The sequence below is a fragment of the Bacteroides sp. 4_1_36 genome (assembly GCF_003466325.1).
In the GTDB taxonomy this organism is placed as follows: Bacteria; Bacteroidota; Bacteroidia; order Bacteroidales; family Bacteroidaceae; genus Bacteroides; species Bacteroides uniformis.
This window is the reverse complement of record NZ_QSOX01000007.1, coordinates 83805-99602: the sequence shown is the minus strand read 5'-3', so window position 1 is coordinate 99602 and position 15798 is coordinate 83805. Positions and strand designations below refer to the sequence as shown.

General features: G+C 49.3%; 7 protein-coding genes. All 7 read right to left on the bottom strand.

Annotated elements, in window-relative coordinates; all coding sequences use genetic code 11:
* Positions 1-48 precede the first annotated feature (48 nt).
* Entirely contained in the window at positions 49-3156 is a 3108-nt protein-coding gene (locus DXD65_RS09025; RefSeq protein ID WP_117887569.1) for a glycoside hydrolase family 2 TIM barrel-domain containing protein, read from the bottom strand.
* Between the two features lie 22 nt (positions 3157-3178).
* Positions 3179-5239, bottom strand: coding sequence for a beta-galactosidase (locus DXD65_RS09020; protein ID WP_117887568.1), 2061 nt, complete (start codon positions 5237-5239; stop codon positions 3179-3181).
* 26 nt (positions 5240-5265) lie between these two features.
* Positions 5266-8991: a glycoside hydrolase family 2 TIM barrel-domain containing protein gene (locus DXD65_RS09015; RefSeq protein WP_229031903.1), complete on the bottom strand. Its 3726-nt coding sequence runs from the start codon at positions 8989-8991 to the stop codon at positions 5266-5268.
* Entirely contained in the window at positions 8988-11060 is a 2073-nt protein-coding gene (locus DXD65_RS09010) for a glycoside hydrolase family 97 protein (RefSeq protein ID WP_005830289.1), read from the bottom strand. The genes DXD65_RS09015 and DXD65_RS09010 overlap by 4 nt, the downstream gene beginning before the upstream one ends.
* 31 nt (positions 11061-11091) lie before the next feature.
* Positions 11092-12525, bottom strand: a complete 1434-nt coding sequence (locus DXD65_RS09005) for a cellulase family glycosylhydrolase (protein WP_005830286.1) — start codon at positions 12523-12525, stop codon at positions 11092-11094.
* Between the two features lie 130 nt (positions 12526-12655).
* Positions 12656-14113, bottom strand: a complete 1458-nt coding sequence (locus DXD65_RS09000) for a glycan-binding surface protein (protein WP_034525954.1) — start codon at positions 14111-14113, stop codon at positions 12656-12658.
* 40 nt (positions 14114-14153) lie between these two features.
* Complete coding sequence (locus DXD65_RS08995) at positions 14154-15776, bottom strand: RagB/SusD family nutrient uptake outer membrane protein (protein ID WP_005830278.1); 1623 nt, start codon at positions 15774-15776, stop codon at positions 14154-14156.
* Between the last annotated feature and the right edge of the window lie 22 nt (positions 15777-15798).

The window sequence follows — 15798 nt, the reverse complement described above, 5'->3', positions numbered from 1 at the left end:
GTTGTTTACAAAATGTTTATTTCCTTTTTGAATACATTGATGAACGGATTATTCTGTTTTGTCCATATACTCCATGATAAACCCATATCGGTAGGAGCGATTGCCGTCAATGGTGTATGGCTTCATGGTCTGTGCGCCCCATCCGTCGTTTCCACCTACTCCGTGTATGTTGGAGTCGATATTCAGGTTGATGAAGTCGCGTTCGGGCAGTTCGTGCGCATGTTCTTTCCCTTCTAGGTCTTCTTCCCCGTAGGGCCATATACGGAAACATAGGGGTTGCAGGCCTTTGACTTGTATTTTCCATCGCTCACTGTCTCCCAGCATGAACCAGCGTGTATCGCACCGGTTGGCATTGTCTTGCGGTACGATGTAGTTCGTGATAAATTCGTGTATGCCACACTCGTAGACTCCCAGGAAAGCGGAGCTCTTGCGGTCGGGATAGTTCTCGAACTTGCCGCGTCCGTACCAGGCTATCCGATTCAGCGCCGAGGGCATTCTCATGCGCATACCGAATTTGGGCATCAGCGGAATATCTTCCTTTTCAGGCTGATAGGTTGCTTCTACTTGTATGCGGCCTTTGCCGTCCACAGTGTAGCGGAGATGGTAACCGGCTCCTATCCGGGGGAGGGAGAGACTGGCATCCACTATCACCATACCATCGTTTACGGTTGCTTGGTATGCCTTTACGATACGTTTTTGCTCTGCATTTTTCCAAGCGCTCAAACGTTCATTGTAGCCGTTGCGGACCTGAATGTCATTTGCCGGTTTCCAAAAATAGGGTTCCAAGGCACTGTGCAACAACTCTTCTCCCTTGACTCGCCAACTCACCAAAGCACCGGTACCTTTTTCTATGGTGAACAAGGCATCGGCGGCTATAATTTCCACCGCTTCGGGTGTCTCCTTAAACGTGGCCTTCCCGCCGTCATCCTTCAATTGTGGGAATTCATAGTCATGATACGTAAGTTGTTCCTTGGCAACTTTGAAGCCCTTCTCTGCCCACGTCGTGGATTCCTTCAACGTGGCATATACATTGAGGCAAAGTTCCCCACACTTATCCGGTCTTGAAGGTACCTCCAGCAGATTCCCTTCGGACAACTGGAGGTCGCCGCTGCTTACTGCCTTTCCGTTACATATCCACTCATAGCTGTAATCGAACTCATCCAAATCGGAAAACGCATACCCGTTGGTCAATTTGATTTGCCGCGTTCCCTTCTTTTCAAACTTGATGTATTGATATACTTTTTGTACCTCATAGTAGTGGGGGTGAGGCACCCGGTCGGGAGATACCAGCCCGTTAATGCCGGTGGGACCGTCGTTGGGATAGTCCCCGAAATCTCCTCCATACGCCCAGAATTCATCAGGCAGTAATGGGAGTGACGAGGGGCTCTCGCCGAAACTTAACGGTGCACCGTTAAGCTTTTTAGGAATGCCTTGGTCTACCCAGCACCAAATGGCAGCTCCGATAATACTTTCGTCCTTTTCAATCACATCCCAATACTCCTTGAGGTTGCCGATGGAATTTCCCATGGCGTAGGCATACTCTCTCATGAATACGGGGCGGTCGGTTATTTTCTCGCCAAGTTCCTTCAAAGCGTTGGGATGCAGATAAGCTTCGTCATAGACATCGGATACGGTGCGGTCTGTATCGTCGTATATCGGTCTGGTGGGGTCTAAGGCACGGATTGTGTCTGCCATAGCTCGCAAATTGGCACCGCTTCCACCCTCGTTGCCCAATGACCAGAATAGGATGCACGGATGGTTCTTGTCCCTTTCCACCACGGCTACTGCCCGGTCCACATGGGCCAGTGTCCATTGAGGGTTGTCTCCTAATACTTTGTTCCCCAAACCGTAGGCATGACTTTCGTGGTTCGCTTCGTCCATTACGTAGATTCCATACTTGTCACATAGCTCGTACAGCAATGGCAGATGTGGATAGTGGGACGTGCGTATCATGTTGATGTTGGCTTGTTTAATCAGCCGGATATCTCTCTCCATCGTCCGGCTGTCGACAAAGAATCCCATACGGGGATGGAAGTCGTGACGGTTCACTCCTTTCAGCTTGACGGCTTTCCCGTTGACTTTGAAGACGTCTCCCGCGATTTCTATTTTCCGTATGCCCCAATGGTATTCGAACGATTCCAAAAGTTCATTCTTCCTGCGAAGCTTGATGTGGATGTCATATAGATGCGGTTTTTCGGCAGACCATAGTTGAGGCTCCCGGAGCATTTCGGACAGTGTGACGCTCGTTTCAGAAAAGGCCTGAATAGTACCTACGGGAGCCACCATTTTTTTGTCGAGTTTATTTCCTCTGTTGTCTTTCCCCACCAGGTTTATTTCTACGGTCAGGTCTTTTACTTTACGGTCGGTCTGGTTTCTTATCCAAATTTCGGTTCCGAATGTAGCTGAACGCATGTCGTCCGACAAGTCGCTGCTGAACCTATAGTCCCGGATATTTGTCCGGGGACGTACCCATAGCTCTACCGGCCTGAGTATTCCACTAAGCCGCCACATGTCCTGGTCTTCCAGATAACTGCCGTCCGACCACCGATACACTTCCACTGCCAGACGATTGGCTCCGTTCTTCACAAATTCGGTTATGTCAAACTCGGCAGGCGACATCGAATTCTGGCTGTAGCCTACCCGCTCTCCGTTTACCCAGACATACATGGCCGATTTTACTCCTTCAAAGTGAAGGTATAGGCACTTGTCTTTCATATCGGGCGTCACTTCGAACGTGGTGACATAAGAGCCTGTGGGATTTCTGTGCCCGTAACTGTAATATTCGGCGGGAGGCTCGCTTGTCACTCTGGGTGCATCCTTCTGGAAGGGATAGTTTACGTTGGAATAGATAGGTTTCCCATAACCTTGCAATTGCCATGCTCCCGGCACTGTGATGGTATCCCATGTGTCGGTATTGAAATCATTCTTGTAGAAGTCGGCCGGGCGCTTTCCCGGGTCGGCAGACCATTGGAATCGCCACTTGCCGTTCAGGGATATGATTTCTTTGCAATCGACTTTTTGCGAAGGCAATGTCAGTGTGGCATGATACGGCTCTTTGTTGATGCCGACTACAATAGGATTCTCCCAGTCCGGAGCTTCTTGGGCGCCGGCATATAGGGCACTTAGCAATAGAAAGGCAAATATCTTTTTTCTCATTTTTTCTCATGTTTTCTGATGGTCAATAAACTTCCATGATGAGAACTCCCCAGGGGGGCAATGTTACATGGTCTCCTTCTTTTACAGTCTTGCCGGAAATCAGCTCTTTGGATGTCGGATAGTTATGAGTGATTTCTTTACTCTCGCTGCTGTAATTGAAGAAGTAACGGATGGCTTTTCCGGCTTTGTTTATTCCCGAACGCTGTATGATGGGGAACACGTCGCTCTCTGAAGAGATGATACCGGCATGGATGGCTGCCTTTCGCACGATGGCATTCAGCAATTCCTGCGAAGGGTAGGCTCCTATGTAGGTCAGTTTGCCTTTGCCATACTTGTTTTCGGTGACAACGGGCCATTTGCCGAAGAACGGATGCTCTGCATAAGCCAACGGGGTGGCTGTCTCGGGAATCAGGAATTCATACCAGTCGCTTATCTGGTTCTTTCCCTCTAATTGAAAGGGGGTATCCTTTAATGATAAGTCACCGATAGTGGAGAATTCCTGGTAATGGAAGCCGCAGGCTTTGCGTAGCGGCCCGGGAGCCAAGGTGGCCCGAACTGCGGAGTGCTCATTGCAGTAACCGCTTTTGTGCATCATTACCACGTGTCCGCCGGACTGTACGAATTCATCAATGGCTAATAGCAATTGGTCGGTAGCCACATACAAAGGGGGAATGACAAGCATGTCATATCCGCTGAAATCGGTTGTCTTGTCACAAGGGATGATGTCCGTTTCTATGTTTTGGAAATAGAGGGCTTTATGCACCATATCAATGGGATAATTGCTCTTGTAAGTGTAGGGCATGAAGCCGAGAGCATGATAAGAATCATGACTGTAGAGGATAGCTACCCGGTTTTTCTTTTTCAAGTTCACGATGTGGCTGCCTATTCTTTCCAACTCTTTGGCGGTGGTGGTGAATTCCTTGTATATGCGGTTGGGCTGGAGGTCATGGCCCAGCACGCCTCGCCAGTATGTCTCCTGCCCGTAGTGCAGGGTAGACCAGTGCCAGTATTCCACCATATTGGCTCCGGAAGCATAATGTGCGTACACATTCTGCCGCAACTGGTTGTCGTAGGGAGGAAACTGGGTGCGGGCATCCCAGCCGATGCCTTGTGCGTTGGTTTCCATGACGATGTAATTGTTGTCGGCCACGGTGCGCACGAAGTCACCGGCATAAGCGATGCGCTGGCCGTCTTGTTTATCCTGTACATCGTGATAGACATTGATGGCAGGATATTGCATCTGCCTGAAACTTTCCACTTGGTCTATATTATGGAAGTCGGGCATAAAGCAGTGGGTGACAAATTGGTCTTTACGCTTGTATTCATTTACAAGGTCGCACTGCCAATTCAGAAAATCGGCCACTTCCTTCCGGTTATAGCGTTCCCATTCATTCTTGTACGAGGGGCTTGTCACTCCATCGCGCGGATAGAACTCTTCCCAGGTGTTGATGTTCATTCCCCAGTAGTTCATTCCCCATTCCTTGGCAAGCAGATTCAGGTCATTGTTGAATTTCTGTTTGATGTAGTTCCTGAATCCGAAGAAATAGTCTCTGTTGTTTACTCCGCGCGCTTCTGTTTCGTTGTCCACTTGATACCCGATGACTGCCGGATGCTGTGCATATCTTTCCAGCATCTTGCGGATAATCCGTTCGCAATAGAATTGGTAGGTCGGGTTTGTAAAATCCATGTTCTGTCTGATTCCATAATAGGCTTTGTTTCCTTTGGCGTGTTCTGCCAGCACTTCCGGGTGTTTGTATGCCAGCCATGCAGGAATGGAATAGGTGGGAGTTCCCAAGATGACTTTGATTCCTGCTGCATGCATCTTGTCCAGAATGCGGTCCATCCATTCAAATTCAAAATTTCCTTCTTGCGGCTCAAATACTCCCCAGGCAGATTCTCCAACGCGCACTACTGTCAGGCCGGCTCTTTTCATCAGCCGGATATCTTCATCCAGTCGCTCATAGGGCATATATTCATGATAGTAGGCTGCACCATAAAGCACGTTGTCGAATGAATACTGCGCTTTTATTTGTAAAGCGCTTAAAAACAACACTAATAGAATAAAGTAATTTTTGTTTTTCATAATCTTACCAGTCCGATACAATATTTTTATTTCATCATAGGTCTTATGCTGATGGTTCTCCGATATTCCTGCGGCATCGCCTTGTAAGCACCGAATACACCGCGGGCCGTACAGCCGACCCCGGTAGTGGCATAATCGAGATTCAGGGTCATGCCTTTCTGCTTCTGCAATTGGTAGGTATACATCGCTTTCGTCAGATTGTCTGTGCTGTACGGATAAATGTTGAAGTTGAACCATTCGTTCATCTTGAATTGAAGGCCGATGCCTTTGTCCGTGGTCAGTTGCAGCCAGCGTACATCTGTCCGCAATCCGTAATCTTGTGGCATTAGATAGGGCTCGTACATAGCTTGTACGGTAGAGGCATATATCCCCATCGGATAGCCGGTTTTCCGGTCCGGATAGTTCTCTTGCGGTCCTCGGCCGTACCATTTCACTTGGTCGAGCGCATCGCTTACGGTCAGCGTAAGTCCTATGCGAGGAAACCAAAGCGGCATTTTCCCTTCAGGCTTCAATACATGGCGTATCTCTATCGTCCCTTCACTATTGATAATATACTCATAGTGGTTGATGATGCCGTTGTTCTGTACTCCTTCGATGTAGAGGTCTTTTTTCTCTTTTTCTCCTTTGCCCATCAATTCCGCATCAATGATGTGTATATGTACGCCTTCGGTGGTTTCGGACACCGAAAAAGAGAGGGGCTGATGTGTCAGGCGTTCAATCCCTGCAGAATACATTTCTGTGGCTACCGTGTATCCGTAACCTTCTTTCCAGTTGGAGGAGCGGGCGCTGGAGGCATTCCAGTTGTCCAGCTCATTGGCCAGCGGGGCACGCCAAAGATTCAGCCGGAGCGGTGATTCCAGCAGTTCCATATCTTGAACAACCATCGACGTCAGTTGTCCGTCGGTACGGTTGAATACATATTTGAAGCCATCTCCGGAGACAACCAATTCTTTCTCCGAAAGTGAATAGGAAGGTACGCCTTGAGCCTTTTCTTCCGAAGAGCATGGCAGGCTCCAAGGCAGTTCAAGTTCTTCCCATGCCACCTCATGTCCGGCTTTTGCCCACAATTCATCTTTTTTCAGGACGGCATGAAGCATCAGGCGGTATTCTTTGCCGGGAATCAGGGCTGGCTTCTTATAAGGTATGTGCACCAGCTCTTGGCTAAGCGGCGCTGTTGAGAGTGCCAAGTCGCCCGATTGAATAACCTTGTCATCTTCTTTCAATTCCCATCGTATGGCATATCGGGAAGCATTTGTATAATGATTGCGATTCCATAACTCAACGACTCCCTCTGTCACATCCGACATGGAAAAAGAGAGAGGTTGTCCGGTTTTCTTCATTTGCCACATTTCGGGCTGTACGCTACGGTCGGGCCAGATGCTGCCGTACGTACGTGCACCGATGCCGTAACTGTAGAATGTACCATTTTCCGTCTCTTGCTCAAAATCTAGCCACAGAGCGGCTTCTTCCGGGTGAAAAGAGGAAGTCAGTGCCTTGGCGAAAATGCCGACTTCGTCCATTTGAGCATCGCAGATGTAGACCGAAGTCTCTTGGCCGTGTGTTTCTGCATTCCGACCGATGTTGACGGGGTAGGGGAAGTTCCGGATATTGCCCGATGCTTGTGTGGAGGCCTTTTCTGCTCCGTCTATATAGATGGACATTTTCTGTCCGTCGTAGACGCACGTCACTTGATGCCAGTTGTATTCCCAGTCAGTAGGCAAGGAGGCGCATACGGAATGCTTTTTATCAGTATAGATATAAAATTCCAGTTTGTCTTTACCGCGTTGTTGCAGCCCGAACTGATAATTGCCTTTTGTGATGAATGAGCCGCAACTGCTTACCAGTTTCCGGGGGTAGATTCTGCAAGTGAGTGTCAGTTCATTACTGTTCAACTCCACATTGTCTGCACGATAGACCTCTACCCATTGGTCGTGACCGTTCAAGTCCAGCACCGTGTTCTTTCCTTCCTTCACCAAGCGGGCATTTCCCATCAGATGGGCGGGAGTATGGAAGGGCGAAAGGTCGTCCACTTGCCTTATCCGTTCGGTCAGTCCCGGACTTACAAAATCCCAGATGGCCCCTCCTATCAGGCGGGGATGTCGGTAGATGGCTTCCCAATAATCGTCCAGGGCACCGCCGGCATTGCCTGCAACCGATAAGTATTCATCCATAAACGATGGTCGGGAATCCTCTCCTATGCCTACCTGCATTTCCAGTTCCATAGGAGTAGGGTAACGGGGTCCGATAATATCTTCTGCCGGATGGGAGAATGCATTTCCGCCATACATCCAGAAGCGGGTGGGGTCCAGCGATTTCCCTTCTTCAATGGTGTGGGTAATGTTGATACCTTCACCGCTTTCGTTTCCTGCGCTCCAGAACAAGACGCAGGGATGGTTTCTGTCCCGTAACACCATTCTGCGGCATCGCTCGCGATACATCTCTTCGTATTCCGGGAGACTTGAAATCCATTCCGAGGCATGGGCTTCATCGCCCACCTCGTCTATGATATAAAGCCCGTATTCATTGGCCAGTTCCAAATACTTATTCACCGGAGGATAGTGAGAGGTACGTACGGCATTGAAATTAAACTGTTTCAACAATTCAAAATCCTTGCGTATGGTGGCTTCGTCCATGACATGTCCCTCTTCGGGATGCTGCATGTGCGAATTTTGTGCATTGACTTTCAGTGGGATACCGTTAAGATAAAAAACACCGTCTTTGATTTCCGTCTTTTTGAATCCGATGACCGTTTCTATCTTGTCTTTCTGCAGACCGGCCGGATTGGATAATTCCAGACCGAGCGTATAAAGCTCGGGTGTCTCGGCTGTCCATTTCCGGGGTTCTTGTACCAAGGTATGCAACTGTATTGTCTTTTCCGCAGCGTCCATTTCAAATGGAGCTGCGGAAAAGTTACAGATAATCTTGCCGTTTTTATCCTTTAAGTAAGCTTTCAATCCATAATTCTCATTTGGCTTCTTTTGGTAGTCCTTGATTTTTACCTGAATACTTAACTGCGAATCGGTATACGTATTATCAAACTCTGTGATTACTTGCCAGTCGAATATCCTGACAGCAGGTGTGGCGTACAACCATACGTCGTCAAAGATTCCGGCCAGTCGCCAATAATCTTGTCCTTCCAGGTAATAGCCGTCCGAATACTTTAGTACACAGACAGCCAGCGTGTTTTCGCCCGGCTTCAAATAAGGAGTGATGTTGTATTCGGCAGGTTCTTGTGCTCCTTCATTGTAGCCCACTTCATGACCGTTGACCCATACAAAAGAAGCGGATGCCACTTTCTCGAACCTTAAAAATATCTGGTCTTTTGCTGCCCAACTTGCAGGTACCTTGAATGTTCGCCGGTATAGTCCGGTAGGGTTATACTCTTTGGGAGCATGTGGTGGATTCACCCCGAAGGGAGCAGATACATTTCTGAACAGCTTGTCACCATAACCTTGCATTTCCCAGTTTGAGGGAACTTTGATGTCGCCCCATTGCTTATCCGGGAATTCGGGGTTAAAAAAGTGTGCAGGTATCCCTTCCGGTGTATCGCACCAGAAAAACTTCCATGTCCCATTCAGTAGCATGCTCTTTTCGGGCATATGCCAAGCGTGTCCTTCCTCTTGTCCTTTTTCAAATACAGAAGGGTTGTCTATATACCAGAGCATATCCTTAAGGAAGGATTTGTCTTGTGCATAGGATTGCAGGCACAAGGCTACTGAACACAATGGCAGAAACAGTTTTCTCAGATTCATTTTTTTGTAATTCGTGCTGTCCATCCACCGCCGGGTGCCAGTTGTACATTGAGTTTGTCTTTGGCAGTGACGATGCGTACTTCTTTTTTATAGTCGGTAGCTTCACGGTCGGCATTGATGCCGTCGGCAAAGATTTCGGCTTCGTAGTTGCCTTCGCTGAGGAAGGAGAGGTCGATGGTGCAGCTACGCGGAGTCCAGTTGGTCATGCTGCCTACAAACCAAGTGTTTCCTTTGCGGCGTGCTATCGTGATGTATTCGGCTATTTTACCATCAAGAGCAATGGTTTCGTCAAAGGTAGTGGGAACCTTGGCGATGAAGTCGGTGCATTCCTGTTCCTTCATGTATTTGCTAGGACTGTCGGCAAGCATCTGCAAGGGTGCTTCGAAGACGGTGTACATAGCCATCTGGTGTACACGTGTACCTTGACTCATGGGGTGGTCGTTGACGGAGCGGAACAGGGAACGGGTGGCATTTACCATAGCTCCCGGCGTATAGTCCATCGGACCGGCGAGTTGGCGCAGATAGGGGGCGGTAACGTCGTAGCGCGGGAAGTCATGCAAGGGTGCACCGTTCACGATGGGCTCCCACTTGCTGTTTTCCAGTCCTTTCACACCTTCAAAGTTGAGGATGTTGGGATAGGCGCGCTGGATGCCGAAGGGTTTCAGTCCGTGTAGGTCAAGCAACATGTGATGCTTGGCGGCACATGCTGCGAGTTGTTCGGTAGAAGAGATGGCGAGTTGGTCGTCGCGGTCGAAGAAATCAATTTTGAAACCTTTGATTCCCATTTGTGCATAGTGGCTGATAACTTGTTCCACGGCAGGGGAGATGTCGCCTCCTCCCGTAAGATTGCGCCAGCTTGCCCAGAGGATGATACCTACGCCTTTTTTGTTGCCATATGCCACCAGTTCTTCGAGATTGATTTCGGGACTGATGTCTTCCATTAATGATTCCTTTCCGCTCCAACCTTCGTCGATGATGATATACTCCAGCTGGTTTTCGGCGGCAAAGTCGATGTATTTCTTATAGGTGGGCGTATTCATGCCTGCCTTGAAGTCCACGCCGGTCAGGTTACAAGTATTCCACCAGTCCCATGCCACTTTTCCGGGTTTAATCCAGGATGTGTCAGCGATGCGGCATTCGGGTGCGAGGCGTTGCATCATGTCGTTGTTGGCGAGTTGTGTGTCGTGGGTAACAACAAGCACGGCACGCCAAGGATAGGTCTGTTTCCCTGTGGGACGCCCGTTGGGGCAGAAGTAGGGGGCATTGTTGGGCTTGCTGATAACGTCGGCACGTTTGGTAGGGACGAGGTTCAAGCGGTCATAGCCTCCGATGACTGTTTCCTGTGGATAGGGGGCGAATTCTGCCTTCACTCCGTGGGGCATCTGTGGGTTGGCAGTGAGGAACATGCCGGGATAGTTGGACAATCCGGCTTCCATAATGACGGCTTTCTTTCCGTTCTCCAGTTCTACCATCAGCGGAGTAATGGCAAGCGAGTCTTTGTACATGCGAGAGAGGGGGGCCTCATCGTAGTAGGACTCGAAGGAGTAGCAGTAACGCTCGCCGGCGCGATTGTCGTTAATATAGGGCACGAAAGCGTGGTAATCGCGGTCGAAGTTGAACTCGGCAATCTCGTTCTTCACGCAGAAAGGCTTGCGCAGTTCGGAAACAAAACGATAGGCGGCTCCGTCGTCGTAGGCACGGAACTGTATGCTGTAGCCGTTACGGCATTTCAGCGTGAGTTGGTTATAAGTGTCCTTCACACTCGCCTTTTTGTAGAAAGGAGTGGGGAAGGAAGTGTCGACGGAAGTACGGGTAGCTTTGGTCACCTTCACATCTTTGCCGAAGGTGAAAGCAATGGGCTTTCCCTCAGCTTCGGTGCATTGCATGGCAATGTCCGAAGGCAAAAGAACGCTGGTACCGTCGTGGGCAATCGCCCAGTTGAGGTTTTTCCCGGCTTCGATGTTGACAATTAGTTTTCCGTCCGGTGAATTCAGTTGATATTGCTGTGCTTGTGCCGTCAATGCACAAGAAAGCAATAGGCTGGCGAAACAAGTGCTGATTCTGTTCATTTTTATTTGATTATTGATTATGAATATTTGTTTAATTCCGTGGATATTTAACCGGAATAGCCATCATTTCTTCTAAGAAGAGAGGGTCGTCGAACTGGCAAGTCTGTCGGTTGTATTGTCCCCCCGGAGTGTCCCATAGCATTGGGCACATGCCGCGCGAGTAGATGGCTTCGGTTACGGAAACACAGAAGAGTCTTATCACTTCCTTTGTTCTGTTTCTGGAGTCGGCGCAATATTCGCCTATGATGACGGGGATTCCTTTGTCTACGCAATTCTTCTTCAGTAGGTCCATATTGTCGTTCAGTTCCTTGAAGTCAGCTTCCGTTCCCCAGCTTTCCCGGCCTACACCCCAATCGACAACCTCGCCTCCACCCAGTATGGCAAAGTTTGCGGGAGTATAGTAATGCACTGTAAGAGCAAGTCGGTTTGCGGGATCATTCGGCATCTTGAACAAGGGGTCGTAAGCATACTCCAAGTTGGTGTTGTAGATTTCCACCAACAGATGACGTTTGGCGTTGTTGCCGCCACTGTTTCTTACTATGTCGACAAAGAGCTGGTTGAGGTCGTTCACGTATCCCAGTGCCTTTGCCTTGTCGGCTTCACTACCGCCCCACGGAGTCCAAATCTCATCGTATCCGATTTCATTCATTGGCTCGAACAGTAAGTGGTCACCGTACTTTTCGAAGCGTTCACATATCTGTTTCCAGATGGAAGTGAATTTTTCTTTTGCTTTGCTGTCGGTGGGTACTTGTTTAATCCATTCGTTTTCGTGGTGGATATTGATGATAGCCACCATGCCACAGTCGAGGGTCCAGTTTAGGATTTTCTCTACGCGGTCCATCAGGTCAGGATGCACTTTGAAGTCGTCGGACAGCAGATTGCCCCAGCTGACCGGTATGCGCAGAGATGAGTAGCCCGCTTTGGCATATCCTTCAATGATTTCTTGTGTGATAATAGGGCTTCCCCATGCTTGTTCGTAATTGAGAATGTTGCTTGGGTCTATCCAGTCGCCCACGGCATCCAGCGTGTTGCCTAGGTTGATGCCCAGTCCCATTTCGTTAATCAGTTGGTGGGTTGTGAGATTCTCGCGTACAGTGTATTTTTCCGGTTCATCGCTTTGGATATAGGCCGCCTGCTCCACGTTGATTTCTTGTATATGCTCCTTTACGCTGACGGTGATGATGGCGTTGCGCACGTCGGGCGTAGTGTTGGGTTCTACGGTTATGTTATAGATTGCCTGTACGGGAGTGCTGCTTTCCGAGGTTACTTTGCACCATGCTTCCGAACTTTGGAAAGTGGCTGGTTCATTGGGGGTGATACCGAATTTCTTGCTACCACCCGTTTGTTCAAAATGGAAAGAAGTAGGCTCTACGATGATTTTCAGCTCCTTTTTATCGTCAGAGCAAGCTGTCATCAGAAATAGAACCAGGCTGGTTAATAAGGTTTTCTTGAAGATTTGTGTCATGGTATCGGTAAAATTTCGTTTTAATAATTTCGGTGTATTTATTTTTAGACGCTGATTCAATTGAATCAGCGTCTAAGAGTTTAAAAGAAGGTGTCACTTTGTGTAATCCTGTGCCAGAATTTAATTCAAATTATTGTATCTTGACAACTCGGAAATTATCAAAATACATTTCGATGTTGTATGGACCGTTTTCGCTGGGGTTTGTCATCTGGAGTGCCAACTCGTCACCGTCACGTTTTTGGAACTCGCCCCAAGTGGTTTCGTCTACCAGTTCGGAGAGCGGAATGCTGCACTGCATCCATTGGCCTACTTCGGTTTTTCCGGTGAAGTCGCTCACCGGACGATAGTTCGTGTAGTTGTGAGCCTCATTCCCTTTGAGGTAGATGCGGAATACAGGACCTTCGCCATATTCCACTGCCACGAAGCATTCGAACTGCAAAGCCAGTTCGGAAGTCGGTGTATCGGTAGGCAGGAAGGCTGTGTCAATGCCCCATACGGCACCGTTCTGCAATTGGCCCCACCAGTAATTCCATGCTGAAAGTTCCCCTGATATGCTGTAGCATTTACCATCCGAGAAGAAAGGAGCTGCTGTACCGTCGGCAGTGACGGGTACAGCTTGCCCGCCCCAGGAGAACCAACCGATGTTGTCATAGTTCAATACTATATTCTCCAAAGGATAGAAGCCCGGAACTTCGGCAGTACCGCCCATTGTGGTAATGGCGAGTGAGCAAGTGCCTTGCGGTGCACGCGGCATGGTAAAGGTAAGCATATCGTTAGCTTCGCTTACGGTAACAGTAGAGAGATCTACCGAGCGATTGCCCATTGTGATGGAGACGATATCCATAAAATTCTGTCCCAGTACGGTAACTGTGGTACCCGTGATAGGCATCATGGAGCTTACCTTGCTGATACTTGGTGGGAGGGCTGTGCGACGGAAGGGAGTAAATGCGGATGCGGTATAGCACTCCACTACCAGACTGCCTTCATCAATCAGGCCTGCGGGAGCATTGAATGATATTTCGTCAAAGTTCTTGTTTACCGTGTAGTCCGTTACTTCTACCGAAACAGGTGCATTGGTGATGTCGTCCACGGCAGTGGTGAAATAAACGCGCTGAATTTCGTAGAAGTTACCGCCCACGATGCGCAGAGGCGTGCCCGTCTCCACGGGGAAGGTTGTGGCTACACGGGTGATGTAGGGTGCGGGCGAGAGTACATGCATGGAGTACGTGGCAATGCCGTGCGAGGTCTCGATACGCAGTTCGCCTTTCAGTTCGGGGTTGGCACCCGTCAGTTGCAATTCGCCGGGGATAGTGAGGATGAGACTGGTGGAAGTGCCGTAGTTGCTATTGAACGAAACTTCTTGTTCGTTGATGAACACTTTCCGCACATCATTCAGATTTTCGCCGATGACTACAATCATGGTGCCCGGATTTACATCGGTGAACGTACTGTCGGCCTTCTCTGGGTCGACAAGACGGATGTGGTGGATTACGGGAACACCGCCGCCCTCGTCATCGTTGCAGGCGGTGAAAAGGTTGCATGCCAACAGGATGGTGAGCAACACAAAAGGAAAATGTATATATTTCATATTAAAGTCGTTATTTGAGATAATGAATGTATAACTTGGTTTATTCACTGAATTCGTATGCTACCGGTTCTTCGTTCAGTAGCGGATTCTGGATGACATCGCTTTCCGGATAAGGCATCAGGATGTTGCCGTGGTGGATTTCGATGTTCTCGCCCGGTTCCTGCCAATTTTCTATGCCTTCGAGGAAAGTGTCGCCTTCTTTCTTGCCGAAGTGGAGGTAACCGTCTTCGTCTTTCACGATGAGGTCTACTGTGTAGCCGCGGTGTTGGTTCTGGAAGTAATTCAGCATGTAGTCGGGTTTCCAGTGATACCACGATACCATGTCATACCAGTTACAATACTCCATCGAGAACTCTACGCGGCGTTCGCGAATGATGTCTTCGAAGGTTACGCGTTCCTTGCGGGGGATACGTGCACGGTCGCGCACTTGGTTCAATGCTTCCAGGCCGGGACCACCGGCCAGTTCTTCGCTGTTGCCCAGACAAGCTTCGGCATAGGTCAGGTAAACATCGGCAAGGCGTAGGATGTAGGTGTTGAGCGGAGAGTTCATGGACTGGATATAACCGTCGTTGTCGTCGTCCGGACCGCCCGGTACACCTTTTTTAATGCAAGAGGTGGCGCCGTCGTAAGTATAACCACCGTCGGCAATGCAGATGTATGAATAGTATGTACCCGGTGTGCAGAAGGTGGCGTTGCGGCGGATAGTGTCGCCCAACTCATATTGCTGGAGCATATCTATACTTGCCTGATAGCTGCTCCATACGTTTACACCGCCGGTCATCTTGCTGTTGCCGGCGAGGTCGGCAAGCAGAGTGTTGCATACGCCCCAATCACCCAGTGGCACCCACTGCATGGCAATGAGCGATTCGGGATTGTTGTTGTGCTTATACTTGAAGAGGTCTTCATAGTTTTCGTAAAGGCTGATGCCGCTGTTGTTTATCACGTCAGCGGCCAGTTCCTTGGCTTTCTCCAGGTCGGCGTTGTCGCGTGTGCCTCCTTTCCAGCCTGAGCGGGCGAGGTAGACTTTGGCAAGCATGCCTTTTGCACCCCATGCGTTGACACGTCCTTTGGCGGTTGCCACTTCAGGAAGATTCTCGACTGCATAAGTGAGGTCACGAATAACGAGTTCCAGCACATCTTCTTCGCGGTGGAGCGGTTGCATGGGATTGGCAACCACTTTGTCGTTGTCTTCGATGATGATAACCGGTCCCCAGAGGCGAACCATGTAGAAGTAGGCACAAGCACGCATCAGGCGGGCTTCGGCAATGGCTGTGCGCTTGGCACGTTCGCTTACGCTGTTGCTACATTTGGTCTGCACATCACTGATAACTGCATTGGCCATTGTAATGACCGAGTAGAAACCTGTCCATGCATTGGCAAGGTTTTCGCTCAGGGCTGTCACCTTGAAGTTGGTGAACTCGGGAGCTCCCCAGCGACTGAAGTTATCGTTGGCACGGTTACTGCCCAGCGGCACGATGGCGCGGGAGTTGAGGTCGAACCATGCACGGTTGTAAAGCGGTGCAGTGGCTTGTTCGAGTGCATCGTCGGAAGTGTAGTATGTCACATCTACGTAGTTTCCTTCGGGAGCACGTTCCAAAAATGAGTCGCTGCATGCCGTAAGCAGAAGGAGCGATGATATAAGGGTTAGAAATCTGTGTTTCATAACTATATTGAGATTTTAAATG